Source organism: Porticoccus sp. GXU_MW_L64, from assembly GCF_052983295.1.
The window spans coordinates 55,147-81,275 of the sequence record NZ_JBRKJK010000010.1; the positions used below are offsets into that span (position 1 = coordinate 55,147).

The window sequence follows — 26,129 nt, forward strand, 5'->3', positions numbered from 1 at the left end:
AAGAATGAACTACCGCAAGCCGCTGTTGATCTGCGCCAACACTTCGCTGCCCGGACACAAGTCCTCTTTCTGCAAATCCCGCAGGGGGGTGGGCATGGTTTTTATGGTGCGGTGGAAGTCGTGTAATTCGGTATCCAGGTACAGCAAGCCGGTCAGCACTTCGCCGCGTACCTTGTGGTCGTGGATGGCGTTGAGGGCAGCGTGGGGGTCGGTGGTGTCCAGTTCACTGTGGGCTTTGGTGAGGTGGATGGTGGAGCCGTCGTGCAGGGTCAGCTCCCGGGTGGTGCCGGGTTCGTATTCCAGGGTGATTTCTTTTTCCGCCGGTACAAAGTCCACCACTTCTGCTTCCCGCACATGTTCGCGCATATGGTCGTAGCTTTTGGTGGATGTGGTGGTGTTATTGAAAGTCACGCAAGGGGAAATTACGTCGATAAAGGCAAAGCCTTTGTGGGTGATGGCGGCTTTCAGCAGCGGTACCAGTTGTTGTTTGTCGCCGGAAAAACTGCGTGCCACAAAGGTGGCCCCCAGTTGCAGTGCCTGGGCGCACAGGTCGATAGGCTCAAAGGCGGTGGCAATGCCGCGCTTGCCCGCAGAACCCACGTCGGCAGTGGCGGAATCCTGGCCTTTGGTCAAACCGTAGCAGCCGTTGTTTTCCACCAGATAGAGCATATTCAGGTTGCGGCGCACAACGTGGGCGAACTGGCCAAAACCGATGGAAGCGGTATCGCCATCGCCGGAAATGCCGATATAGGCCATTTGCCGGTTGGCAGCGTTGGCGCCGGTGGCCACCGAGGGCATGCGCCCGTGTACGGAATTAAAGCCGTGGGCACCGTTGAGAAAGTAGGCCGGAGTTTTTGACGAGCAACCAATACCGGACAGCTTGGCCACATGGTGAGGTTCCATGGAAAGCTCGAAAAACGCCTGGGCAACGGCGGCGCTCACCGAGTCGTGGCCGCAGCCCGCGCACAGGGTGGACAGGGCTCCCTCGTAATATTTACGGGTGTGGCCCAGGTCGTTAACGGGCAGTTCCGGGTGACTGAAACTGGGGCGATGGTAGGTCATTGTTGATCACCCTTGGCCCGCAGTGGGGTCACATTGTTGGTGTTTAGGGTTTTGCGAATTTCCCGGTTGATGTCCTGCGCACACACCGGCATGCCATCGTACAGGGTAATGGAGACAAGCCGTGATGGGTCGATGGAGCATTCGTTCATCAATAACGTGCGCAGTTGGCCATCGCGGTTTTGTTCCACCACAAATATCTGTTGGTGCTCGGCCAGAAACGCTTCCACATCGTCGTTAAAGGGGAAGGCGCGCACCCGCAGGGCGTTTATTTCAATGCCCTGGTCGGCAAGCATGTCCTGGGCTTCCATGGCCGCTTCGGTGGTGGTGCCAAAGAACAGCATGCCCATGTCGGTCTGGTTGTTGCCGTAGCGCACGGGTTTGGGCACCAGGGATTTGGCGGTGTGCCATTTTTTCATCAGGCGTTCCATGCTGTCCACGTAGTCTTCGGATTTTTCCGTGTAGGCGGCGTCCCGGTTGTGGGAGCTGCCACGGGTAAAGTACGCGCCTTTTTGCGGGTGGCTGCCGGGGTAGGTGCGGTAGCAAATGCCATCGTCGTCCACATCCCGGTAGCGGCCAAAGGGGGTGTCCATACGCTCCAGGTCTTCTTTACTGAGCACTTTGCCACGGTCGTAACAGCGGCTGTCGTCCCATTCCAGCGGGTCAGACAGGGAATCGTTCATGCCCAGGTCCAGGTCGCTAAGGATAATGACCGGGGTTTGCAGGCGGTCTGCCAGGTCAAAACTCTGGGCGCCCATGTCAAAGCATTCTTTGGGGGTGGCCGGGAACAGCAGTACGTGTTTGGTATCGCCGTGGGAGGCGTAAGCCGCAGAGATAACGTCCGACTGTTGGGTGCGAGTGGGCATGCCCGTGGAGGGCCCGGTGCGCTGCACATCAACCAGTACGGCGGGCACTTCGGCGAAGTAGGCCAGGCCGAGAAATTCCGACATCAGCGACACGCCGGGGCCGGAGGTGGCGGTAAAGGAACGCGCGCCGTTCCAGGCGGCGCCAATCACCATGCCGATGGCGGAGAGTTCATCTTCCGCCTGAATCAGGGCGAATTTTTTGCAGCCGGATTGTTCGCACACGCGGAATTTGTTGGCGTATTTTTCGAAGGCTTCCACCACCGATGTGGATGGTGTAATGGGGTACCAGCCAACCACGGTGGCGCCGCCGTACACTGCCCCCAGGCCAAGGGCATCGTTGCCGCTCATCAGAATCTTGTTGTCGGTCAGATTGCGCCGCTCAACCCGAATGCCCAATGGACAGCTCAGGTGTTCGTTGGCGTATTGATAGCCCATTTCCAATGCCTGAATATTGGGTAATATCAGTTTTTCCTTGCCTTTAAATTGATCCGCCACTAACCCGGTCAGCACACTGAAATCCATTTCCAGCAGCGCCGCCAGTGCACCCACGTAAATAATGTTTTTAAACAGCTGGCGTTTGCGTGGGTCGTCGTATTGCCGTTGGCACATGTCCGTGAGAGGGATGCCCAGGTAGTGAATGTCGTCCCGTTGAACGCGAATATCCAACGGTTTGCTGTTGTCGTACACAAAGTAGCCGCCACTTTGCAGGCAATCGATGTCCTGCTTCAGGCTTTGTGGGTTCATGCCCACCATAATGTCCACGCCGCCGCGCCGCCCCAGATAGCCTTTTTCGTTCACCCGCACTTCGTACCAGGTGGGCAGCCCCTGAATGTTGGACGGGAAAATATTTTTCGGACTGATGGGTAGCCCCATGCGCAGCAGCGCTTTGGCAAACAGACCGTTGGCGCTGGCAGAGCCGGTGCCATTGACGTTGGCAAAGCGGATGACGAAATCGTTTGTTGATGTTATTTGATAGTTGCTCATGGGCGGGTACTGCGGTGGTTGTTTGCAAGTGGTCGCACGTCGCACGTCTGACGTCGCACGCTAAAGGCGGTTCGGAAGGTGATGCGGTTTTGGAGGCTATATTTTGGTACGGCGCTGGGGTAATGTTCGGTGGTTGCGTTACTACGGAACAAGCGTGCGACGTGCGACGTCAGACGTGCGACCACTAGAAAAATCACTCCGCACCTCCAGCCACGTGCCCGGCTTTGGTAACGGAATAATCAAACTTCTGCATATCCCAGGCTCCGGTGGGGCAGCGTTCGGCGCACAGGCCGCAGTGCAGGCAGACGTTTTCGTCTTTTACCATCACCCGTTGGGTTTTCAGGGCGTCGGAAACCATCAAGTCCTGTTCCAGGTTGTTGGCCGGTGCGTTCAGGCGGCCGCGCAGGTCGGCTTCGTCACCGTTGGCGGTAAAGTTGATGCAGCTGGTGGGGCAAATGTCGGCGCAGGCATCGCATTCAATGCAGGCGCTTTCGGTGAAGACGGTTTGTACATCGCAGTTCAGGCAGCGCTCTGCTTCTTCCAGTGCGGTCTGCAGGTTGAAGCCCAGTTCCACTTCCAGTTTGCGATCGCGCAGGGCGCAGGCTTTGTCGGCCAGGGGCACAATTTGCCGTTGTTGGTCTTCTATCTGGTTGTCGTAGGTCCATTCGTGGACGCCCATTTTCTGGCTCACCAGATTGGTGCCGGGGGCGGGGCGTTGTGCGACGGATTGACCGTTGCAAAACAAGTCGATGGATACCGCTGCCTGGTGGCCGTGGGCTACGGCAGTAATGATGTTGGCGGGGCCAAAGGCGGCATCGCCCCCGAAGAACACTTTCGGGTTGCTGGACTGGAAGGTGGTTTCGTCTACCACCGGCATATCCCATTTGCCAAAGTCGATGCCGATATCCCGTTCAATCCAGGGGAAGGCATTTTCCTGGCCGATGGCCAGCAGAACATCGTCGCAGGGGAAAAACACCGGTTCTTCACCGGTGGATACCAGTTTGCGGCGGCCATCGTCGCCGTACTCCGCCACCACTTTGTCGAAGTGCATGCCCACCAGTTTGCCGTTTTCGGTAACAAACTCCAGGGGCACGTGGCAGTCGTAAAAGGGAATGTCTTCGTGCTGGGCGTCTTCGATTTCCCAGGGTGAGGCTTTCATCTCGCTGGCGGGGCTGCGCACCACCACTTTTACGTTTTCGCCACCCAGCCGCCGTGCGGTGCGACAGCAATCCATGGCGGTGTTGCCGCCACCCAGTACCAGTACGTTTTTGCCCACTTTGGCGGTGTGTTCAAAAGCCACATTAGCCAGCCACTCAATGCCGATATGGATATTGGCGTCCGCTTCCTGTCGGCCGGGCAGTTTTGCCAGGTCGCGACCACGGGGTGCGCCAGAGCCCACAAATACAGCATCGTAATTTTTGTCGAGAATGGATTTCAGGCTGTCCACATAGGTGTTGAATTGGGTGGCCACGCCCATGTCGAGAATGTAGTTCACTTCCTCGTTAAGCACGTCTTCCGGTAGCCGGAACGAGGGAATCTGGCTGCGCATAAAACCGCCGCCGAGCTTCTGCTGGTCGTAAATGTCGATTTTGTAGCCCAGCGGTGCCAAATCCCGGGCCACTGTGAGTGATGCGGGGCCGGCACCGATCAGGGCAATTTTTTTGCCATTGGCAGGGGCGATCTCTGGCAGCCGGTGTTTGATGTCCTCTTTAAAATCCGCCGCCACCCGTTTCAAGCGACAGATGGCTACCGGTTCTTCCTCAACCCGGCCACGGCGACAGGCGGGCTCGCAGGGCCGGTCGCAGGTGCGCCCCAGTACACCGGGAAATACGTTGGATTCCCAGTTGAGCATATAGGCATCGCTGTAGCGGCCGCGGGCAATCAGACGAATGTATTCGGGAACCGGTGTGTGAGCCGGGCATGCGTACTGGCAGTCGACGACCCGGTGGAAATACTCCGGGTCGTGAGTGTTGGTGGGTTTCAAGGCTTTGCCTCCCAACGGCATTTTTTATTGTTATCGACAGTTTATGGTGATTTTTAAAAATGTGAATCTTTTTTGACTGTTTTTTGACAAAAATGCGAAAAAAAGTGGGCAGTGGTGATGAAGTCTATAGCTACTCTGATTTTTCTTCTGTTTTAGGGGGATAGTTGAGGGTTGTCACCATTCTATCGCCAGCAATGGATTCCAGTTTGATATCAAATTTCCACAATTGATACAGATAACGCATTACCGACTCGGTGGTTTCCCCCAGGGGCCGGTTGTTGTTTTGGTGGTGTTGCAGGATGAGGGAACGGTCGCCGCGTACGTCCACTTCGCTGATCTGGATATTGGGTTCCATATTGCCCAGGTTGTAGCTGGCTGCCAGGTCTTCCCGTATTTTCTGGTAGCCCTGTTCGTCGTGAATGGCGCCCACTGCCAGATGATCCTGCTGATCGTCGTCTACCACGGTAAACAGTTTTAAATCGCGGATCACTTTCGGCGACAGAAATTGCAGAATAAAACTGTCGTCTTTGAAGTTTTCCATGGCGAAGTGCAGGGTGGTGAGCCAGTCGCTGCCGGCGATGTCGGGGAACCACTGGCGGTCTTCGTCGGTGGGGGTTTCGCAGATGCGGCGAATATCCTGCATCATGGCAAACCCCAGGGTGTAGGGGTTAATGCCGCTGTAGTAGGGAGAGTCGTAGTCCGGCTGGTAAATGACGTTGGTGTGGTGCTGCAAAAACTCCACCATAAAGCCGTCGTCCACCAGGCCCTGTTTGTACAGGTCGTTGATAATCGTAAAGTGCCAGAAGCAGGCCCAGCCTTCGTTCATTACTTTGGTTTGCCGTTGCGGGTACAGGTATTGCGCCACCTTGCGCACAATACGTACCACTTCCCGTTGCCAGGGTTCCAGCAGCGGCGCACTTTTTTCAATAAAGTACAGCAGATTTTCCTGGGGCTCTGACGGGAACACTGGGTGGGCCTGTACAGCCTGTTGCGCTTCTTTGACAGGAATGGTTTTCCACAATTCGTTGACCTGCTGTTGCAGGTGCGCTTCCCGTTCCTGTTGCCGTGTTTGTTCTTCCTGAATGGACAACGGGTAGGGGCGTTTGTAGCGATCGACGCCATAGTTCATCAGGGCGTGACAGGCGTCCAGCAGGGATTCCACTTCGTCTACCCCGTGACGTTCCTCACATTGGGCAATAAAATTTCGCGCAAACAGCAGGTAGTCGATAATTGAGCTGGCGTCCGTCCAGGTTTTGAACAGGTAATTATTTTTAAAAAACGAATTGTGGCCGTAGCTGGCGTGGGCGATTACCAGTGCCTGCATGCACATGGAATTTTCTTCCATCAGATAGGCGATGCAGGGGTCGGAGTTGATTACGATTTCGTAAGCCAGGCCCATATGACCGCGCTTGTAGCGGTTCTCCATGCTGATAAAGTGCTTGCCGAAGGACCAGTGGTGGTAGTTGATGGGCATGCCGGAGGAGGCATAGGCATCCAGCATTTGCTCGGAATTGATCACCTCTATCTGGTTGGGGTAAGTGTCCAGCCGGTATTTGTTGGCGATGGCGGCAATGGCGGTGTCGTATTCCTGTAACAGTTTAAACGTCCATTCGGAGGTGGTGGAAATGGGTTTATTCATCGGCGACCTCCGTGCCAACAGAGGATTAACAGACTGTTGGTTGGCGGTCGCACGTCGCACGTCTGATGTCGCACGCTCAAACCCCTGTATCTGTCATTCTGAGCGTAGCGAAGAATCTCTTGTTTGATTCGAAGTATGAGATCCTTCGCTTTGCTCAGGATGACAAGTACAGTGCTTGGCTTTGGCGTGCGACGTGCGACGTCAGACGTGCGACCAATCATCACGCCACCTCCAACGGTTTGCCAAACAGCTCCCGAAACACCGGATAAATATCTTCCGGCCCGGTAATCTGTTGCATGGCGAAGGCTTGCGGGTGGCTTTGCAGAACTTTCTGGTAGGCTTCCCACAGGGGTTTGGGGCCGTGACTGGAAATCTCCACGTAGGAGTAGTATTGCACCAGCGGCAATACTTCATTGCCCAGTGCTTCTACGCAGCGACCGCAGTCTTCCGGCCAGTTGTCACCGTCGGAGGCCTGGGCGCCGTAGATGTTCCATTCGTTCAGCGGGTAGCGGGCTTCGATAACGGTTTTCATCAGATCGAGGGCGCTGGAAACAACAGTGCCTCCGGTTTCGCGGGAGTAGAAAAATTCTTCCTCATCCACTTCCTTGGCGCTGGTGTGATGGCGAATAAACACCACTTCGGTTTTGTCGTAATTGCGGGACAGAAACAGGTACAACAGGATAAAAAAGCGTTTGGCCAGGTCCTTGGTTTTTTGATCCATGGAGCCGGATACGTCCATCAGGCAAAACATTACCGCTTTGGATGCCGGTACTGGCTCTTTGCGATGGCGGCGATAGCGTATGTCCATATCGTCCAAAAAAGGCACGGCATCAATACGGCGTTTCAGTCCGGTGATTTTTTCTTCCAGTTCGGCAATGCGTTGTTTAAAACTCTCGTCCTGAGTGCTGAGCAGGGTTTTCAGTTCCGCTTCTGCCTGGCGTAGCTGGCGCCGTTTGCCCATGCTCATGGCCATGCGGCGGGCACTGGCGCCGCGCATGGAGCGCAGAATATCGATATTGTTGGGAGTGCCCTGATTGGCAAAACCGGCGCGCACCCGCTTGAATTCTTCGTTGCCCGCCAGCTGGCGTTTGGTGAGGTTGGGCAGAGCCATATCTTCGAACAGAAAGTCCAGAAATTCCTGCTGGCTGATTTCAAACACAAACTCGTCCATGCCTTCGCCCTGGTTGCTGGCTTTGCCGTCGCCAGCACCCTGGCCACCGCCCTGTGGACGGGGTAATTGATCGCCACGCACAAACTCTTTGTTACCGGGTAATACATGGGTGTTGCGGCCACCGCTGCCGTGCTGAAAAACCGGCTCGGTCAAGTCCTTTCCGGAAATGCCAATTTTTTCGCCACCTTCAATATCGGTAATGCCGCGTTTGCGCAAACGCTCTGCCACTGCCTCTTTTATCTGCGCGCGATGGCGGCGCAAAAAACGCTGGCGGTTGACGGCGCTTTTGTTTTTGGCGTTTTTGCGGCGGTCGATGAAGTAGTTGGTCATGGCTTCGCTCGTTTGATGTTAGACGTTCGAAGTTCGACGTTTGACGAGTGGCTGCGTAGCTAAATTGTACGATTCGTCCAACGTCTAGCTTCGAACGTCCAACGGCAAATAATCACTGAGACTTTCTCACTCTCAAATACCACTCCGACAATAATCGAACCTGCTTCTCGGTGTAACCCCGTTCCACCATGCGCTGCACAAAGTCTTGGTGTTTCTGCTGGTCTTCGGCGCTGGCTTTAGCGTTAAAAGAAATGACCGGCAGCAGGTCTTCGGTGCTGGCGAACATTTTTTTCTCAATTACAGAGCGCAGTTTTTCATAGCTGGTCCAGGCGGGGTTTTTGCCCTGGTTGTTGGCCCGAGCACGCAGTACGAAATTGACGATTTCACTGCGGAAGTCTTTGGGGTTGCTGATGCCTGCGGGCTTTTCAATTTTTTCCAGCTCGTCGTTAAGGGAAGCGCGGTCGAGAATCTCACCGGTTTCCGGATCGCGGTATTCCTGGTCCTGAATCCAGAAATCCGCGTAGGTCACATAGCGATCAAACAGGTTTTGGCCGTATTCAGAATAGGATTCCAGGTAAGCGGTTTGAATTTCCTTGCCGATAAATTCGATGTAGTTGTGGGCCAGGTATTCCTTGATAAAATTCAGGTAGCGGTCGTGCACTTCGCTGGGGAATTGTTCTTGTTCAATCTGATTTTCCAAAACGTAGAGCAAGTGCACCGGGTTGGCGGCCACTTCGGTGGAATCGAAATTAAACACTTTCGATAGGGTTTTAAACGCAAAACGAGTGGACAGACCATTCATGCCCTCGTCCACGCCAGCGTTGTCGCGGTACTCCTGAATGGATTTGGCTTTGGGGTCGCGGTCTTTCAGGCTTTCGCCGTCGTAGATGCGCATCTTTGAGTAAACGCTGGAATTTTCCGGCTCTTTGAGCCGAGACAGCACCGTAAACTGCGCCAGCATATCCAGAGTGTCCGGCGCGCAGGGCGCGGTAGACAAAGAGCTGTTTTGCAGCAGTTTTTCATAGATTTTGATTTCTTCTGTGACCCGCAGGCAGTAAGGCACTTTGACGATATAAACCCGGTCGATAAAGGCTTCGTTGTTTTTGTTGTTCTTGAAAGTCTGCCATTCGGATTCATTGGAGTGGGCCAGTACCACACCCTCGAAGGGAATGGCGCCAATGGCTTCGGTGCCGTTGTAGTTGCCTTCCTGAGTAGCGGTGAGCAGGGGGTGCAGTACCTTGATGGGGGCCTTGAACATTTCCACAAATTCCATCAAGCCCTGATTGGCGGTGCACATGCCGCCGGAAAAGCTGTAGGCATCCGGGTCGTTTTGCGGGTATTCCTCCAGTTTGCGAATATCCACTTTGCCCACCAGAGAAGAAATATCCTGGTTGTTTTCATCGCCGGGCTCGGTTTTGGATATGGCCGTCTGATCGAGAATGGAAGGGGTCAGTTTGACCACTTTGAACTGGCTGATATCGCCGCCGTATTCGTGCAGCCGTTTTACCGCCCAGGGCGACATCACTGTATTCAGATAGCGCTTGGGAATACCGTATTCTTCTTCGAGAATGGCACCGTCTTCGCTGGCCTGGAACAGTCCCAGGGGAGATTCAAATACCGGAGAGTCTTTAAGGGCGTAAATGGGCTGCTTTTCCATCAGGGATTTCAACTTTTCCGCCAGCGAGGATTTACCGCCACCAACCGGGCCCAACAGATAAAGAATCTGTTTCTTTTCTTCCAGCCCCTGTGCGGCGTGGCGGAAAAAACTGACAATGCTTTCAATGCATTCCTCCATACCAAAAAAATCATCAAACACCGGGTAGCGTTTGATGATTTTGTTGGAGAAGATGCGGCTTAACCGCGGGTCTTTGGAGGTGTCTACCATTTCCGGCTCGCCGATGGCTAAAAGCATTCGCTCGGCGGCGGTGGCGTAGGTGGAGGGGTCGCTCTTACACAGCTCCAGATACTCCTGAATGCTGTACTCCTCCATTTGTGTGGCTTCGTAGCGTTGCTGGTAGTGGCTGAAAATAGTCATGGGTGTTTCCTCCGTACCATTTCTGACCTGTATCTGTTGATATAACTCCCGTGCTTTTTGTTTCTGTTGCTATTTTTACCTGAAATAACACTTTTGTCTTTTCAGGAAATTCCGCTGAAAACCGCCTATATTTTTAAGGCTGGCCCTTGTAAAAAGAGTTCCGATCAAACGCTGATATACCCTGTTCGTCGGCTTTCCGGTAAAACTTGAATCTCCTTTACAAAAACACCCCTGCCAACAGTTGGTTGACCGGGGTGTTTGGGTTGTATTAGTGACGGTTTTTGAGCTTTGAGTCATAAAACGAAATGTGGCTGAATGGTAAATAAGCCTTTTCATTTGAAACTGGTCTGATAGACTGGTCTATATGATTCAAGCTGGAGTGAAACATGATTAAAGAAATAGGCAGTTACGATGCCAAAACCAAATTGGCTGAAATTCTGCGGCGAGTGGAGTTGGGGGAATCGTTTACCATCACCAAGCGCGGGAGGCCCGTTGCCGATGTGGTGCCCAGTAAGAGCAACCGGCGCGAGTCTGTCAAAACAGCCATTGAAAACCTGTTGTCAGCGAATAAGCCGCTTGTTTCGGATAAACAATTGGATGAGCTGAGAAAGGAAGGCCGAAAGTGAAACGGTTCGTCCTGGATAATTCTGTAGCCATGCGATGGCTGCTTGAAAGCCCTAAAAAGACTGATCAGAAGTACGCTGAACTTGTGCTGCAAAGTTTGGTTGCTGCAAATTCGGTTGTTCCACATTTGTGGCATGTCGAGGCCATCAGTGTCTTATTGGCGGAAGAAAAACGTGGTGGCTTGCAAGCTGCCGAGGTGGAACGTTTTATTACACAACTGGAAAATTTGCCAATCGATGTGGACCACTTAACGGCGCATCAGGCGTTTAGCCGCACGTTGAACTTGTCCAGAGCGTATAAACTGTCAGGTTATGACAGTACATATTTGGAATTGGCGATAAGAGAGGGGTTGCCGCTGGCGACATTGGATAAAGATTTGAGAAAAGCGTCTGCCAAAGCAGGTGTTGAAATTTATTTGGTGGATGTTTGATAAGGCAAAAAAACGGGAGACAAAAAATTGCCTCCCGTTCGTTTTAACGCAATTTCTACGTCAAATAACGTTTAAAGCAACGGCGCAATCACCAAGCTGACAATCGCCATCACATTAATCAAAATATTCATGGAAGGCCCGGAGGTGTCCTTGAACGGGTCGCCCACGGTATCACCCACCACAGCGGCGGAGTGAACGTCGGAGCCTTTACCGCCCAGGTTGCCTTTTTCCACGTACTTTTTGGCGTTGTCCCAGGCGCCACCGGCGTTGGCCATCATCAGGGCCAGCAGTACACAGCCCAGCAGCCCGCCACCCAGCAAGCCACCCAGGGCTTCTGCGCCCAGGCCAAAGCCCACCAGCGGTGGTGCGGCTACGGCAATGGCGCCGGGCAGTAACATGCGCTTGAGGGCAGCGGTGGTGGCGATATCCACACAGCGGGCGGTATCGGGTTCTGCCTTGCCCTCCAACAGGCCGGTGATTTCCTTAAACTGGCGGCGGATTTCGCGGATCATGTCGAAGGCCGCATCGCCCACCGCGGTCATGGTGATGGAGGCAATCAGGAAGGGAATACAGCCACCGATAAACATGCCCACCAGCACCAGCGGGTTGGACAGCTCCAGCGAGAAGTCCGGCACATTCACCTGCACGGTTTCGATAAAGGCGGCGATAATAGCCAGTGCCGCCAGCGCTGCGGCGCCGATAGCAAAGCCTTTGCCGATGGCGGCGGTGGTGTTGCCCAGTTCATCCAGGGAGTCGGTGATTTCACGGGTTTCTTCCCCCATACCACCCATCTCGGCAATGCCCCCGGCGTTATCCGCCACCGGGCCGTAGGCGTCGATGGCCATGGTAATACCCACAGTGGACAGCATGCCCACGGCGGCAATACCCACACCGTACAAGCCAGCCTGATCGGTGGAAATGTAGATAATGGCGCCGATAAACAGAATCGGCAGTACCACCGATTGCATACCCACCGCCAGGCCGGTAATCATAATTGTGGCTGGGCCGGTTTCACCGGAGCGGGCAATTTTGCGAACCGGGCCGCCACCGGTGTAGTACTCGGTGACCAGACCGATCAGAATGCCGCCCACGGCACCACTGAGCACCGCGTACCAGACGTTGGTTTCAATGCCCATGCAGTCCATCAGGAACCAGGCTGCGATCACAAAGATAATGGGGGCAGCGAAAGTACCGGTGCGCAGAGCCGCGCTGGGTTCTGAGTTGGAACGCATGCGCACCAGGAAGATACCCAGTACCGAGGCAACCAGTCCGATAGAGGCCAGTGCCAGCGGCAGGAACATCAGGTCGCTGTTATTGACGGTAGCGGCAATGGCGATGGAGGCGATCATGGAACCGCAGTAGGACTCGAAAATATCCGACCCCATGCCGGCCACATCGCCCACATTGTCGCCCACGTTGTCGGCGATCACGCCGGGGTTGCGGGGGTCGTCTTCGGGGATGCCGGCTTCCACCTTACCCACCAGGTCGGCGCCCACGTCGGCGCTTTTGGTGTAAATGCCGCCGCCTACACGGGAAAACAGCGCAACTACTGAGGCACCCATACCAAAACCGTGCAGGGTGTGTGCGGTGTGGGGGTCACCACCGAAGTAGTAATAGAGGGAGCCCAAACCTACCAAGCCCAACGAAGCCACACACAGCCCCATAATAGAGCCGCCAAAGAACGCTACAGACAATGCCGCAGCCGGCCCTTTGGTGTTGGCGGCGGTGGCGGTGCGCACATTGGCTTTGGTGGCGGAAAACATACCCAGCCAGCCGGCGATGGCGGAGCTTAATGCCCCCACCAAAAAGGCCAGGGCGGTGCCGCCACCCAGATCAGAGAAGTAAATCAGCACCAGCAGCACGGCGGCGAAGATCGCCAGCATGCTGTATTCACGGCGCATAAACACCATGGCGCCAACGTGAATCTGGTCGGCAATTTTCTTGATGCTGGCTTCCCCTTCCGGGTAGCGCACAACAATTCGGTAAATAAAAAAGGCAATGATAAGGCCCACAACCCCGAGAAGGGGTGGAAGCAGGGCAGGGTTGTCAAACATGGGTACCCCCCGGTTGATAAGTTGGTGATACAGCTAGTTATTGGTTATTCGTCAGTACTGCTTTGCATTGGCTGTATTCAGGCGCGGGAGGCACTTTCCTGAACACGCTGTGCATACGTCCATGTAAGCTCGTCGTCAGCATCCCTGCTGGCGGCGGTTCAGGAAAGTGCCTCCCGCGCCCTCAAGATAGGCAGCCAGACACTCCAACACCGCCTATCTAACCCCAGTTGGGTATGGGCTGTAAAGTAAATGGCAGTTTGGTGGCGTTGTAAACACCAGTGAACAGTCTCAATTGAGGTACATGGCAGACTTTTCGTCCCATTAATACTAAAGGGCACTTCTAAAAATGCACTATTTCCGCGATAGCTGCGTTGGCGTCGTACTCGAGTCCTCATGTATGCCTTATACACTGCGGGTCTGCGTGCGCCGCCGCCTTGCTCTCACGAAAATATCACTATTTTTAGAAGTGCCCTAAATTCGATTTCCATTCGCCTCAGCCTTGGAGTTTGTTCATGAATACCGTCAGTCAGTTTCTTATCTGTACTTTGTTAGCCGGCCTTTTTGTGTTTTCTCCCTCTGGGGCAATTGCCGTCGACAAAGGCAGCTCGATGACGTCAGAAACCTTTAACGGCCTGGAGTTTCGCAATGTCGGCCCCGCGTTTATGTCGGGCCGTATTGCCGATATCGCTATCGACCCCAACAACCGCAATACCTGGTTTGTAGGGGTGGGTTCCGGTGGCGTGTGGAAAACCACCAACGCCGGCACCAGCTGGACGCCGATATTCGACAAGCAGCCGGTGTACTCCATTGGCGCGGTGGTGATTGATCCCGGCAACTCTGCCACAGTTTGGGTAGGCACCGGGGAAAATGTCAGTGGTCGCCATGTGAGTTTTGGCGATGGCATTTATCTGAGCCGCGATGGTGGCCGAAATTGGGAGAACAAAGGGCTGGAAGGCTCCGGGCATATCTCCGAAATCATCGTTCACCCCACAGACCCCAACACCGTTTGGGTGGCTGCCCAGGGAGCATTGTGGTCAAAAGGTGGTGATCGCGGTCTGTTCAAAACCACCGATGGTGGCGATACCTGGAAGCAGGTGCTGGGAGATAAAGAATGGGTGGGCGCTACCGCTGTGGTGATTGACCCGCGTAATCCCAACCGCCTGTACGCCGCCACCTGGCAGCGCCACCGCACGGTGGCAGCACTGGTGGACGGTGGCCCCGGTACCGCTTTGTATCGCAGTGAAGACGGTGGTGAGAATTGGCAAAAACTCACTACCGGTTTGCCCGCTTCCCATAGAGAAGGAGATATGGGCAAAATCGGTTTGGCCATATCCCCCATCGACCCGGACGTGCTCTACGCCGCCATTGAGCTGAATCGCCGCACCGGTGGTGTGTATCGCAGCAGCGATCGCGGTGCCAGCTGGACCAAAATGTCCGACACCGTGGCCGGCGCCACTGGCCCGCACTACTATCAAGAGCTGTACGCCAGCCCACACAACTTCGACCAGATTTTCCTCGCCAACAACCGCATGTTGCAGTCCAACGACGGTGGCAAAACATTCACTCCCATGGAGGAGGAGTTCAAGCACCCGGACAATCACGCCATGGCGTTTTTGCCCGACGATAAAGACTACATGATGGTGGGCTCCGACGGTGGTATTTACGAGAGTTTTGACAACGGCGAGCACTGGCGTTTTATCGATAATCTGCCAGTAACCCAGTTCTACAAACTCGCGTTGGACGACAGCGAGCCGTTTTACAACATCTACGGCGGTACCCAGGATAACGGCACCCAAGGCGGGCCATCGCGCACCGACAACGCCAATGGCATTCGCAACGCCGATTGGGAAATGGTGCTGTTCGGCGATGGTCACCAACCCGCCACCGAGCCGGGCAACCCGGATATTGTCTATGGCGAATGGCAGCAGGGTAATCTGATGCGCATTGATCGCACCACCGGCGAACTGGTGTATATACAGCCACAGCCCAAACCCGGCGACCCGGAAGAACGCTTTAACTGGGATGCGCCTATTCTGGTGAGCCCCCACAGCCCAACGCGGCTTTACTACGCCTCCCAGCGAGTGTGGCGCAGCGACAATCGCGGCGACAGCTGGACGCCCGTTTCCGGCGACCTCACCAAAAATCTGGATCGCATTGAACAGCCGATTATGAATGGTCAGCCCGGTTGGGATGCTGCCTGGGATATGTGGGCAATGTCCCAGTACAGCACTATTACTTCGCTGGCAGAATCGCCTTTGCAGGAAGGGCTTTTATACGCGGGTACCGACGATGGCCTGATTCAGGTAAGCGAAGACGGTGGCAACAGTTGGCGCAGCACCAAGGTAGGCAGTCTGCCCGGTGTGCCGGACAGTGCCTTTATCAACGACATTCGCGCCGATCTGTTCGATGCCAACACGGTTTATATCGCCCTGGATAACCACAAATTTGGAGATTACAAGCCTTACTTGTTGAAAAGTACCAACCGGGGGAAAAGTTGGAAATCCATCAGCTCCACGTTGCCCGATAAACATTTGGTATGGCGTATGGTGCAGGATCACGTCAAACCGGAGCTGCTGTTTGCTGCCACGGAGTTTGGTGTGTTTTTTACCGTAGATGGCGGTAAAAAATGGCTGGAATTGAACGGTGGTCTGCCCACCATCGCCTTCCGGGATGTCAGGATTCAGCGGCGGGAAAATGACCTTGTTCTGGCCAGCTTTGGCCGTGGCTTTTTTGTACTGGACGATTACAGTGCATTGCGCAGTATTTCTGAAACCACCCTTAACAATGAAGCGCAACTGTTCCCCACCCGCAAAGCCTGGTGGTATGTGGAAAAAGGGCCGTTGTATCGCTTTTCCCTCAAGGGCTTTCAGGGGCACGGCTATTACACGGCGCCCAACCCGCCTTTTGGTGCCGTGTTTACCTACTACCTGAAAGACAAAGTAAAAAGCGCCAAAGAGCGCCGTCAGGAGAAAGAAAAACCGTTAAAAGAAGCCGGCAAAAATATTGTATTTCCCGGTTGGGCGGCCGTGGAAGCAGAGCGCCGCGAGCAGCCCCCGAAGATCTGGCTGACCATAAAAGACGGCAATAATCAGGTCGTGCGCCGTGTGGAAGGCAGCAATAAAAAAGGCTTTAACCGCGTAGCCTGGGATTTGGCGTTACCGGCGGTGAATGCGATTACCAGCCCGCAACCGGCAACCGACAGCCGCTACGTTAAATCCCGCCTTATGGCGGCGCCCGGTGAATACAGTGTGACCTTGTCGAAAGAGGTGAACGGCCAGGTGTCTGTACTGCAAGGCCCGCAAGCATTTACGGTGGAAAAAATGAACCAGGGCGCATTGCCGGGTTCGCCGATGGAAGTAACTACCGCTTTTTGGGGTGAGATCAATCAGGCCAAGCGAGATGCCAGTGCTATATATCAAGGCTTGAAAGCGGCCATGGATAAAGTCGCCATGCTGCAGTTGGCGGTGGCACAATCCGGTGCTGAGCCCGGCAGCCTGGATGCCGAATTGCACAGCCTGCGCAATCAGCTGTTGAACATTAATCATCGCCTGAATGGTGATCAGTCAAAAGCTGAGGTGTACCTGTCCAATACCAAGACCATTCAAAACCTGATTTCAGTGGCGGAAAATGGCACCGCGTTTTCGTCCTATGGGCCAACACCAACCCATAGGGAAAGCCTGGCCTGGGCACAACGGCAGTTGACGGAGGAGGGTGAAAAGCTGCGCCGTCTTGTTGAAGTGGCCATTCCCGCAGTGGAGAAAAAACTGAAAGCGGCGGGTGCGCCTTATGTGAGTGGGCAGGTGTTGCCGTAGACGTATGTCATCCTGAGCGCAGCGAAGGATCTCGTTCTGCAACTCATCAAAGAGATTCTTCGCTGCGCTCAGAATGACAAAATTAACCGCCCAGAATACGAATTGTATTCGGACAGCCCGTAGCGCGCGGCTCGCTGCTCGAAAACCTTCCCCCCTTTCTTGAAAACCCTCGTTGCCGCCCCTATCTCTGAATCATTAGACAGATTTTTAGGGGCACTACCATGCGTATCGACAAATTCACCAATTCCCTGCAAACGGCTCTGGCCGATGCCCAATCGTTAGCGGTAGGGCGCGACAACAACGCCATTGAACCGGTGCATCTATTGCTGGCCTTTCTCAATCAGCAGGGCGGTGCGGTGCGCCCGTTGCTGGCCAAGGCCGGTTTTGACCTGGCGGGGCTGCAGGCAGAGCTGGAGCAACAATTAGAGCGGGTAGCTCGTATACAGAGCCCCACCGGTGAAGTGGGGCTGTCCGCAGATTTGGGCCGTTGGTTTAACCTGGCGGACAAGCTGGCGCAGCAGCAGGGCGACCAGTACATCGCCAGCGAAACCGTTTTGCTGGCGGCCTTTGAAGATCGCTCAGACGTCAGCAAAGCGTTGAATCACTACGGCAACAAACAACAACTGCAACAGGCAACAGCCGATGTGCGGGGAGGCGAAAACGTGAATAACCCGGAAGCGGAAGGCAACCGTCAAGCGCTGGACAAATACACCATCGACCTCACCGAGCGCGCCGAGCAGGGTAAGCTGGACCCGGTAATCGGCCGCGATGAAGAAATTCGCCGCACCATTCAGGTATTGCAGCGGCGCACCAAAAACAACCCGGTGTTGATCGGCGAGCCCGGCGTGGGTAAAACTGCCATCGCCGAAGGTATGGCCCTGCGCATCATCAATGGCGAAGTGCCAGAAGGATTGAAAGACAAGCGCATCCTGTCTCTGGATTTGGGTGCGCTGCTGGCGGGCGCCAAGTTTCGCGGTGATTTTGAGGAACGTTTAAAGGCGGTGCTCAATGAACTGTCCAGGCAGGAAGGCCGCATCATTCTGTTTATCGACGAGCTGCACACCATGGTGGGCGCGGGCAAAGCCGAGGGCGCCATGGACGCGGGCAATATGCTCAAACCGGCGCTGGCTCGTGGTGAGTTGCACTGTGTGGGCGCCACCACCCTGGATGAATACCGCCAGTTTATTGAAAAGGATGCCGCCCTTGAACGGCGCTTTCAGAAAGTGCTGGTGGAGGAACCCACAGAAGAAGACACCATCGCCATTCTTCGTGGCCTGAAAGAACGTTACGAAGTGCACCACGGAGTAGAGATTAACGACTCCGCTCTGGTGGCCGCAGCCAAACTGTCGCAGCGCTATATCACCGACCGGCAGCTGCCGGACAAGGCCATCGACCTGATCGACGAAGCCGCCAGCCGCATCCGTATGGAAATCGACTCCAAACCGGAGTCCATGGACCGCCTCGACCGCCGCTTGATCCAGCTGAAAATCGAACGGGAAGCGGTGAAAAAAGACGATGACGAAGCGGCGCAAAAACGCCTGTTAAAACTGGACGCCGATATTGCCGAAGTGGAAAAACAATACGCCGATCTGGAAGAAATCTGGAAAGCGGAAAAAGCCTCGGTGCAAGGGGCGACCCAAATCAAAAGTGACCTGGAACAAGCGCGGCTGGAACTGGATGCCGCTCACCGCGCCGGTGATTTGGCCAAAATGTCAGAGCTGCAATACGGCAAAATTCCCGCACTGGAAAAACAACTGAACAGCGCCTCTGCCGCAGAAACGGAAGAAAAACAACTGCTGCGCAATAAAGTCACCGACGAGGAAATCGCCGAAGTGGTGTCCAAATGGACCGGCATCCCGGTCTCGAAAATGCTGGAGGGAGAGCGGGACAAACTGCTGCAAATGGAAGATTTTCTGCACCAACGAGTGGTGGGCCAAAGCGAAGCGGTGGTGGCGGTATCCAACGCCGTGCGTCGCTCCCGCGCAGGGCTGTCCGACCCCAACCGCCCCAACGGTTCGTTTCTGTTTTTGGGGCCAACCGGGGTGGGTAAAACCGAACTGTGTAAATCCCTGGCAGAATTCCTGTTCGACACTGAAGAAGCCATGGTACGCATCGATATGTCGGAATTTATGGAAAAGCACTCCGTAGCCCGTCTGATCGGTGCGCCTCCCGGGTATGTGGGTTATGAAGAAGGCGGTTACCTCACCGAAGCGGTGCGCCGCAAACCCTACTCGGTACTGCTGCTGGACGAAGTGGAAAAAGCCCACCCGGACGTGTTCAACATTCTGCTGCAAGTGTTGGAAGATGGCCGCCTGACTGATGGCCAGGGTCGCACCGTGGACTTCCGCAACACCGTGGTGGTAATGACTTCTAATCTGGGCTCCGATGTGATTCAGGGGCTGGTCAATGATCGCTCTTACGATACTGTCAGTTTTGATGGGGAACTTGAGTTGGATGATTCTATCGAGAATGAGAACCGACAAGAAGTGATCCGCGAAAAAGTGATGGAAGTCGTGGGTATGCACTTCCGCCCCGAATTTATCAACCGCATCGATGAAGCAGTAGTGTTCCATCCCCTGGGTAAAGAACAAATCAAAGGTATTGCTGATATCCAACTTGCGGGACTGCGCAAGCGTTTGGCAGAGCGGGAGCTGGGTCTGGAAATCAGCGACGCCGTAATGGAACAATTAGTAGAGGCGGGCTTTGATCCGGTTTATGGTGCAAGGCCGCTAAAACGCGCTATTCAAAAACTGCTGGAAAACCCCCTGGCCCAGGAAATACTGGCCGGGCGTTTTGCGCCGGGAGGCAGGATTCGCGTAGAGCTGGATGCTGGACGGGTTGTATTTGTGGGCTAACCGTTGCACCGATATCGCGACAAATCGGCAAGATAGCCGATTTGGGTACTAAAGGTGGTCGCAGACTGAGCACCATGGATGGAGATTGCTTCGCTTTGCTCGCAATGACGGAAAATACCTCTGGTCATTGCGAGGCCGCTCGCCCACCCCGTCATTGCGAGGCCGCAGGCCGCGGCAATCTCAACCGCAATGGCACAATTTTTAGACGTGCCCTTTATGTTACCGTACTTTTCTGCCAATTTTTAGCCAAGTACCTCAGCAACAATTTGCTCCACCAGTGCATCGGGCAGGCCATTTTTGAGCATTAATCCGGCCTGTTTGATGCGCTCGTTAATGTCTTTCATCTGCTCGTCGCTGGCCTCCAGGTTGCGTTCCGACAACAGGCGTTTTACGGAGTGCAGGCCAGTGCCCCGGCCAAGTACCACAGAGTATGGTGCGTGACCTGCATCTTCCGGCTGGAAGGGAAACAGCGCAGAGGCCAAAGGCCCATCTTTCAATGCTTCCACCAGGTGCACCACAATGCCGGACTCCACTTCAAACAGGCCGTCGCCCACGATTGGCTTGTTGCGGGCAGGGGGAGCTTTAGACATCTCGGTTACTATACTGGATACCGCTTTTAACTGGGTTAAATCAATGCTCGCATCAATATGCAGCAGGTGTTGAAGGATAAAACTGATTTCCTCTGTGGCCACATTGCCCGCGCGTTCACCCAGACCATTGATAGAGCTATGCACCATGTCGGCGCCGGCAGATACCGCCATCAACGAGTCGGCAGCGGCCATGCCGTAGTCGTTGTGGATATGAAAGCCGACCGGTTTGCCGGTCCATTCACGGAGTTTCCTGATAAAGTGGTAGGTGGCCAGGGGGTGGCCCATGCCAAATGTATCCGCCACTGTTACTCGATCCACTTGAGCTTCTGCAACACCCGCGAAGAAGTCGCGAATAAAACCCTGGTCGGGAATACGAAATACATCCCAGCCCATAAATTCCACATACATGCCCGCCTCTTTACCTGCCTTTGCGTAGGTAGTGATTTCTTCAATCAGTTTTTCCGGGGTGGTTTTGTATACGTGTTTAAGCAGGTAGGGGTTAATACCAAATTCCAATAACATGCCATCCGCTTTGGCATCGATGGTAGCTACCACGTCCGATTCTTTAACGCGCACCAGGGGCACTATATTGGCCTTCAAGTCCATGGCAGAGAGAGTTTTGATCACTTCCAGGTCTTCCGGTGTTACCGGCAGTCCTGGTTCTATGGAGTGTACACCCAGATGATCCAGCTTTTGGGCCAGATAGATTTTTTCTTCTGGTGTGAAGGCGATACGCGCTGTTTGCTCACCATCGCGCAAGGTAACATCGTGGATAAATACCCGTTCCGGTGAATGGATTTGGTCGCGGACTTCCGGCAGCCAGTTGAAAGGCGATACCCAGTGTTTATCGGAATAAAACGGCTCTTTCAGTTCGACCCCGAAGGCCGGTTCAATTTTGCTCATAATGCTGTTTCCCCCTAGTCAGCTCTTTAATCAATAATGGCCACTGCCCGGGTCCAACCGGCGGAGGCACCTTTGATTTTTACCGGGAAGCAGGCAATGGTGAACCCCTTGTCTGGCAGGTTTTCCAGATTGTGCAGTTTCTCAAGATGACAATAGCCAATGTCTCGTCCTGCTTTGTGGCCTTCCCAGATCAGTGAGGCATCTCCGGTTTCCTTGTAGGCTTTGGCGGTGTGGGTAAATGGCGCATCCCAGGACCAGGCATCGGTGCCGGTGACTCTAACCCCTTGTTCCAGCAAACACATGGTGGCTTCGTAACCCATGCCGCAGCCTGCGTCCACGTAGTCATCATCACCGTAGGCGCTGCCTGCGCGGGTGTTCACAACAACAATATCGAAAGGGGATAGTACGTGGCCAATACGTTCAAGTTCGGCGGTTACCTCCGCTCGAGTGACCACATGGCCATCTGGCAGATGGCGAAAATCCAGTTTGACGCCGGGGCGAAAGCACCAATCCAGGGGTACTTCGTCGATGGTGATGGCGCGCTCACCTTGGTTCATGGTGGAGTGGAAGTGGTAGGGCGCATCCAGGTGTGTTCCGTTGTGGGTGATTAATTCCACTTTTTCCACCGCCCAGGCTTCACCGTCTGGCAATTCCTCTTTCTTTAATCCGGGGAAAAATGGCTCTACTTGCCCGAAGGTATTCTGGTGATCCATATAGGTAATTTTCGGATTATACGGAATCGGGTCGGAGATAATGTCGTTCTCCAGAGGCATGGAAATGTCGATAAAGTTGGGCATAGGCTATCCTGTTGATCCAGGTGTGAGAGCGGATGAGCGATCTCGGAAAAACCGGCAGTAGCCGATAAAACTGAATACGGTGATGTACATCACGAACAAATAGATAATGGGCGCGATAGCAAAGGTGGGATTGTTGAGCATGTCGATGGCAATCACCACCGATAAAATGTAATTCTGCACACCAATTTCGATGCAAATACAACGGGCGTTTTTTTCTTCCAGACGCAGCCAAAGCGCCACTGCAAAACCCACGCCCATCATCGTGGCGTTTAACAGCAGGGTAATGGCACCAGCTTCTATTATCAGCTCTGGCAACACCGGGGCCACGTGTTTGAGCACCAGCGCCATGGTGAACAAGATGGTAACGAAGGAAAATCGCGTTGCCCAAGGCTCGATCAGTGCGGATAACCTTGGCCAGAGATATCGGAACACCATGCCGACGATCACTGGCAATACGATCAATACAAAGATGCGCAACATGGAAGGAATAACCGGCAGGAAGATGCGTTGCTGTTCGTCTTCCAGCAATTTGTCCAAGGCAAAATTAATAATCAGAGGAATGGTAAAAATCACCACCAGACCACTGAGTGTGGTCAAACAAATGGAAGTGGCCACACTTCCCCTGGCAAGGTGAGTAAAGAAATTAGAAGTCGCTCCACTGGGGCAACAGGCCAGAATAATCAGCCCAATGGCCACCGGCAAAGCAGGCTCAAACAAGGTGACCAGAATAAAGGCAACAGTGGGCAAAAGAACCAATTGAGCCACCAGTCCAACAACAATGGCTTTGGGTTGTTTGAAGCTGCGACGAAATTGATTGAGGTCCAGGGTCAAGCCCATGGTGACCATAATCAACATCAGAGCCACGGTGCCAATTAGCGCCAGGTTGACGCCCATAAAGGTAATTTGGTTAACGTTTAGAATATCCATCATCAACCCAGCGGAGGCTTGTTTGGTGACACGCGGGCCCCATCAAAGTAGGCCTGCTCAAAAGAGGGTCTGGCACACATTTGTTGGTACCAGCGTTTGAAGGGGGCACAATCTTCCCATAACCGGGTAAATTCCAGATCCTCCATTCTCACCAGTGGCGGCAACACACAGATATCCGCCAAAGAGATATGCTCTCCCGCCAGGAACGGTTGGTTTTTCACTGCCTCGTTAATGCGCTCCACGGTTTGCCGCAGCCGCTCCATGGAATCACTGATGGCCTGTTCTGAAAAACCAGTACCGGCAAATTGACGATAAAAGCCTTTGCGCAGTGGCAGCCGATTGCTATAAGCCTGGAAATCCTCATCGCTCATATTGGCGAAAAAACCGGTAAACAGTTTGTTAAAGGACGAGTAGCGAATGGCGGTGGTTGGCACTTCTTCGATGTAGCGCATCCAGGCACGCACGCGAGCGCGGCCAAGGCTGTCTGCGGGCATAAGGGGTTGCCCTTGCTCGGGGAAAACCTCTTGCAGGTACTCGCAGATTACGGAGGAGTCCATCACTGGTTGGCCATCGTGCAGTAAAGTTGGCACAACGCCGTTGGGGTTAAGACGCAGGTATTCCTGCGTCAAGTGGTCGCCGGTGGCAAAATTCACCGGGTGGCTGACCCACTCCAGACGCTTCTCTGCAAGGCACAAGCGTACCTTCTGGCTACAAGTTGAAATGGCGGCGTGATACAGCTCTAGCATATTTACGTTCGTCTACTTGTGACAATGTCCGTCTGAGCCTAAAAGTTTACTCGGAAATCCAGCCCCCACTTGGCTGGCTCGTTGATTGCCGCGTTGGGATGCCCTCCGAGTGCGGTCACCTGGGTGATGGTGCGTTCGTCAGTGATGTTCTGGCCGAAAATGCCAACCTGCCACTTTTTAGTCTCTGGCCCTATGGCAATTCGCAAACCCAATTCGTCACTGCCGTCTGAAGCGAAAGTGTTGCTGCTCTGGTTGGTTTCCAGGAAGAAAACGCTGTCCTGGTGCCGGTAATTCAGATTGAAATCCAGAGTCAGGGTATCGGTTAGCTGGGTGGTGTAATCCAGGTTGATGGCGTATTGCAAATCCGGTGCACGGGTCAGTTCGTTACCGGCGGCATTGACCATGTTGAGAGGAATAGGGGCACCAATCAGGAATAACAGGTCCTCTGGAATTTCCTGGGTTAAGAACTCTTCCAATTCAGTATCCAGAAAAGAGACGTTGGCGGAAATTTGCAGGTTCTCGCTGGCCGCCAAAGTCATTTCCAGTTCCAGACCTTTTACCTCTGCTTCGCCAGCATTAACTATACTGACCCCGCCAGTGGGCACTGGCAGGCGCACTTGCAGGTTGGAGTAATCGTAAATGAACGCCGCACCATTGAAGCGCAACCGGTCGCCCAACAGTTCACTTTTAAAGCCGACTTCAACGGCGTCGATCTCTTCATTATCGAACGCCGGGGCCAAACCAAAAGAATTGAAGCCGCCGCTTTTAAATGCCTGCGTGAAGCTGGCAAATACACGCGCGTTCTCGCTTAATGCATAGCTGGCAACAAGGCGTGGCGAGAAATCACTGAATGTCTCGCTGCTGGCAAAGCTGCCAGGAGGAGCCACGGGGATGCCCGCCGGAATAGTGGCGCCGGCTGGGAATGGGCCAAAAGGTATTGGCAGTGGAATACTGTTGCCAATGGTAAATACCGTCTGGTTATTGGTAAAGTCTTTGTCCTCGGTAGAATAACGCCCACCCAGCGACACAGAAAGTTGCTCTGTTATATCCCAGGTTGCATCGACAAATACTGCCCAGGAACTTAAATCCTGTGACGCATCAAACGTGGCTTCTGTACCAGCACCGAAAAGCCCCTGAAAGTTACGGATAGTAAAATCCATGGTTACATCTTCTTGCAGGTAATAAGCGCCGACAACCCAGGAAAAGGCACTGTCGTTATCCGACGATAAACGAATCTCCTGGGAAAACTGTTCGGATGCCACCACTCCCTGGTTGTTGAAGAGCGTAAACTCAGTGCCGTCGGAATCCTGGGCACCATCCAGCGAATAGTCACGATAAGCGGTGACCGAATCCACTGTCAGATTGCCAACCGACCAGTTTATTAACAAAGTCAGGCTGTCGGTTTCGGCTTCATTGAAGTTGGGGTCGTTGAGCGCAAATTCATTATTGTCCAGGCGTTCATTCAAATCCGGCCGCCGCACAAAAGGTGTGCTGGGGGTCAGTGGTGCTACGCTGGCAACGGCGATGGTGGCTGGTACACTGTCTTGCCGCTGGGTTTCCAGAATCAGGTCACCGGTGAATGTGTCGGACGGTGAGTAGCGCAGCGACAAACGCGCGGTGGTTGCCTCGCTTGCAGCAACGTCACTGCCGTCGAAACTGTTATTGCCCCAGCCGTCAATATCAGTTCTGCCCAACGCCAGACGCCCTTGCAGCGACTCACTCAATGGCCCGGAGATGGCCGCCTGAATACGCTGTTCACCAAATTCCGCGATGGTGCCGCGCACAAAGCCTTCGGTTTCTTCCGTGGGGCGGGCAGTGCGCAACAAAAGCGCACCCGCACTGGAATTGCGCCCATACAAGGTGCCCTGGGGCCCACGCAATACTTCAATGTTTTTAACATCCAGTAAATCGGCGGTTGAAAAGCTCAATCGAGAGATATAAACGTCATTCACGTAAACCGCTACGGGCTCGTCGTTAAAAAAGTTGCCGCCACCATTAGCGCCGCCAATACCTCTTATGGTTAGTGGCGCTGCGCCGTAGTTGACACTGTTGGTGGCATAAAAGCCTGGCACAGCACCGGAAAGATCCTGTAGGGAACGAACATCATTTTTTTCCAGGAACGACTCTGGCAGTGCCGAAACAGAGATGGGTACATCTTGCAAATTTTCAGCACGACGCTGCGCTGTTACCACGATTTCCTCAAGCGACGAATCTGCCATTACATAAATAGGAATGGCCTGAGACACTGCAACCGCAAGGACCAACTTGTTGACATTAAGCATTTCTCCACCCCGCAGATAATATATTTATAGAATACCTCTCA

At 54.1% G+C, this 26,129-nt stretch carries 16 protein-coding genes; 4 read left to right on the top strand and 12 right to left on the bottom strand.

The features are described 5' to 3' along the window. Positions 1-9: 9 nt before the first annotated feature. From ACVBEJ_RS09660 to ACVBEJ_RS09685, 6 genes are all read right to left on the bottom strand, one after another. Positions 10-1,062, bottom strand: coding sequence for a 2-oxoacid:ferredoxin oxidoreductase subunit beta (locus ACVBEJ_RS09660; RefSeq protein WP_447129423.1), 1,053 nt, complete (start codon positions 1,060-1,062; stop codon positions 10-12). Beyond that, the gene (locus ACVBEJ_RS09665) at positions 1,059-2,909 is read right to left on the bottom strand and encodes a 2-oxoacid:acceptor oxidoreductase subunit alpha (protein WP_447129424.1); all 1,851 of its coding nucleotides are present in this window, start codon (positions 2,907-2,909) and stop codon (positions 1,059-1,061) included. Before ACVBEJ_RS09665 ends, ACVBEJ_RS09660 begins: the two co-directional genes overlap by 4 nt. A gap of 193 nt (positions 2,910-3,102) precedes the next feature. Beyond that, the gene (locus ACVBEJ_RS09670) at positions 3,103-4,893 is read right to left on the bottom strand and encodes an FAD-dependent oxidoreductase (RefSeq protein WP_447129425.1); all 1,791 of its coding nucleotides are present in this window, start codon (positions 4,891-4,893) and stop codon (positions 3,103-3,105) included. Between the two features lie 130 nt (positions 4,894-5,023). Next, positions 5,024-6,532, bottom strand: a complete 1,509-nt coding sequence (locus ACVBEJ_RS09675) for a SpoVR family protein (protein ID WP_447129426.1) — start codon at positions 6,530-6,532, stop codon at positions 5,024-5,026. Positions 6,533-6,752: 220 nt separating this feature from the next. Next, the gene (locus tag ACVBEJ_RS09680) at positions 6,753-8,033 is read right to left on the bottom strand and encodes a YeaH/YhbH family protein (protein WP_447129427.1); all 1,281 of its coding nucleotides are present in this window, start codon (positions 8,031-8,033) and stop codon (positions 6,753-6,755) included. Positions 8,034-8,145: 112 nt separating this feature from the next. Further along, a complete protein-coding gene (locus ACVBEJ_RS09685) occupies positions 8,146-10,068 on the bottom strand; it encodes a PrkA family serine protein kinase (RefSeq protein WP_447129428.1) in 1,923 nt (640 codons plus the stop codon). Between the two features lie 386 nt (positions 10,069-10,454). Between ACVBEJ_RS09685 and ACVBEJ_RS09690 the strand changes: the two genes are divergently transcribed. Both ACVBEJ_RS09690 and ACVBEJ_RS09695 read left to right on the top strand, forming a co-directional pair. Beyond that, positions 10,455-10,694, top strand: coding sequence for a type II toxin-antitoxin system Phd/YefM family antitoxin (locus ACVBEJ_RS09690; protein WP_447129429.1), 240 nt, complete (start codon positions 10,455-10,457; stop codon positions 10,692-10,694). Then, complete coding sequence (locus ACVBEJ_RS09695; RefSeq protein WP_447129430.1) at positions 10,691-11,122, top strand: type II toxin-antitoxin system VapC family toxin; 432 nt, start codon at positions 10,691-10,693, stop codon at positions 11,120-11,122. Before ACVBEJ_RS09690 ends, ACVBEJ_RS09695 begins: the two co-directional genes overlap by 4 nt. Before the next feature lie 71 nt (positions 11,123-11,193). Here ACVBEJ_RS09695 and ACVBEJ_RS09700 read toward each other — a convergent pair whose 3' ends face one another. Further along, entirely contained in the window at positions 11,194-13,176 is a 1,983-nt protein-coding gene (locus tag ACVBEJ_RS09700) for a sodium-translocating pyrophosphatase (RefSeq protein WP_447129431.1), read from the bottom strand. 608 nt (positions 13,177-13,784) lie between these two features. Here ACVBEJ_RS09700 and ACVBEJ_RS09705 point away from each other — a divergent pair. Continuing rightward, on the top strand, positions 13,785-16,988 hold the full coding sequence (locus tag ACVBEJ_RS09705) for a VPS10 domain-containing protein (protein ID WP_447129432.1): 3,204 nt from the start codon (positions 13,785-13,787) through the stop codon (positions 16,986-16,988). 221 nt (positions 16,989-17,209) lie between these two features. After that, positions 17,210-19,843, top strand: coding sequence for an ATP-dependent chaperone ClpB (clpB, locus tag ACVBEJ_RS09710; protein ID WP_447129433.1), 2,634 nt, complete (start codon positions 17,210-17,212; stop codon positions 19,841-19,843). 242 nt (positions 19,844-20,085) lie between these two features. Here clpB and ACVBEJ_RS09715 read toward each other — a convergent pair whose 3' ends face one another. From ACVBEJ_RS09715 to ACVBEJ_RS09735, 5 genes are read right to left on the bottom strand one after another with little or no spacing between them, the layout of a single operon-like run. Beyond that, positions 20,086-21,336 (bottom strand): LeuA family protein, encoded by a 1,251-nt coding sequence (locus ACVBEJ_RS09715; RefSeq protein ID WP_447129434.1) that lies wholly within the window; start codon positions 21,334-21,336, stop codon positions 20,086-20,088. A gap of 26 nt (positions 21,337-21,362) precedes the next feature. Continuing rightward, a complete protein-coding gene (locus ACVBEJ_RS09720) occupies positions 21,363-22,133 on the bottom strand; it encodes a cyclase family protein (RefSeq protein WP_447129435.1) in 771 nt (256 codons plus the stop codon). A gap of 3 nt (positions 22,134-22,136) precedes the next feature. After that, complete coding sequence (locus ACVBEJ_RS09725; RefSeq protein ID WP_447129436.1) at positions 22,137-23,060, bottom strand: bile acid:sodium symporter family protein; 924 nt, start codon at positions 23,058-23,060, stop codon at positions 22,137-22,139. A 2-nt stretch (positions 23,061-23,062) separates the two neighbouring features. Continuing rightward, a complete protein-coding gene (locus ACVBEJ_RS09730) occupies positions 23,063-23,806 on the bottom strand; it encodes a glutathione S-transferase family protein (RefSeq protein ID WP_447129437.1) in 744 nt (247 codons plus the stop codon). Between the two features lie 38 nt (positions 23,807-23,844). Beyond that, positions 23,845-26,088 (bottom strand): TonB-dependent receptor, encoded by a 2,244-nt coding sequence (locus ACVBEJ_RS09735; protein WP_447129438.1) that lies wholly within the window; start codon positions 26,086-26,088, stop codon positions 23,845-23,847. Between the last annotated feature and the right edge of the window lie 41 nt (positions 26,089-26,129).

What these genes read in the sequence shown, in the direction of transcription:
- ACVBEJ_RS09660 (WP_447129423.1), bottom strand. Translation starts at nt 1,062, where the DNA reads ATGACCTACCATCGCCCCAGTTTCAGTCACCCGGAACTGCCCGTTAAC.
- ACVBEJ_RS09665 (WP_447129424.1), bottom strand. Translation starts at nt 2,909, where the DNA reads ATGAGCAACTATCAAATAACATCAACAAACGATTTCGTCATCCGCTTT.
- ACVBEJ_RS09675 (WP_447129426.1), bottom strand. Translation starts at nt 6,532, where the DNA reads ATGAATAAACCCATTTCCACCACCTCCGAATGGACGTTTAAACTGTTA.
- ACVBEJ_RS09680 (WP_447129427.1), bottom strand. Translation starts at nt 8,033, where the DNA reads ATGACCAACTACTTCATCGACCGCCGCAAAAACGCCAAAAACAAAAGC.
- ACVBEJ_RS09685 (WP_447129428.1), bottom strand. Translation starts at nt 10,068, where the DNA reads ATGACTATTTTCAGCCACTACCAGCAACGCTACGAAGCCACACAAATG.
- ACVBEJ_RS09690 (WP_447129429.1), top strand. Translation starts at nt 10,455, where the DNA reads ATGATTAAAGAAATAGGCAGTTACGATGCCAAAACCAAATTGGCTGAA.
- ACVBEJ_RS09700 (WP_447129431.1), bottom strand. Translation starts at nt 13,176, where the DNA reads ATGTTTGACAACCCTGCCCTGCTTCCACCCCTTCTCGGGGTTGTGGGC.
- ACVBEJ_RS09705 (WP_447129432.1), top strand. Translation starts at nt 13,785, where the DNA reads ATGACGTCAGAAACCTTTAACGGCCTGGAGTTTCGCAATGTCGGCCCC.
- clpB (WP_447129433.1), top strand. Translation starts at nt 17,210, where the DNA reads ATGCGTATCGACAAATTCACCAATTCCCTGCAAACGGCTCTGGCCGAT.
- ACVBEJ_RS09715 (WP_447129434.1), bottom strand. Translation starts at nt 21,336, where the DNA reads ATGAGCAAAATTGAACCGGCCTTCGGGGTCGAACTGAAAGAGCCGTTT.
- ACVBEJ_RS09720 (WP_447129435.1), bottom strand. Translation starts at nt 22,133, where the DNA reads ATGCCCAACTTTATCGACATTTCCATGCCTCTGGAGAACGACATTATC.
- ACVBEJ_RS09725 (WP_447129436.1), bottom strand. Translation starts at nt 23,060, where the DNA reads ATGGATATTCTAAACGTTAACCAAATTACCTTTATGGGCGTCAACCTG.
- ACVBEJ_RS09730 (WP_447129437.1), bottom strand. Translation starts at nt 23,806, where the DNA reads ATGCTAGAGCTGTATCACGCCGCCATTTCAACTTGTAGCCAGAAGGTA.
- ACVBEJ_RS09735 (WP_447129438.1), bottom strand. Translation starts at nt 26,088, where the DNA reads ATGCTTAATGTCAACAAGTTGGTCCTTGCGGTTGCAGTGTCTCAGGCC.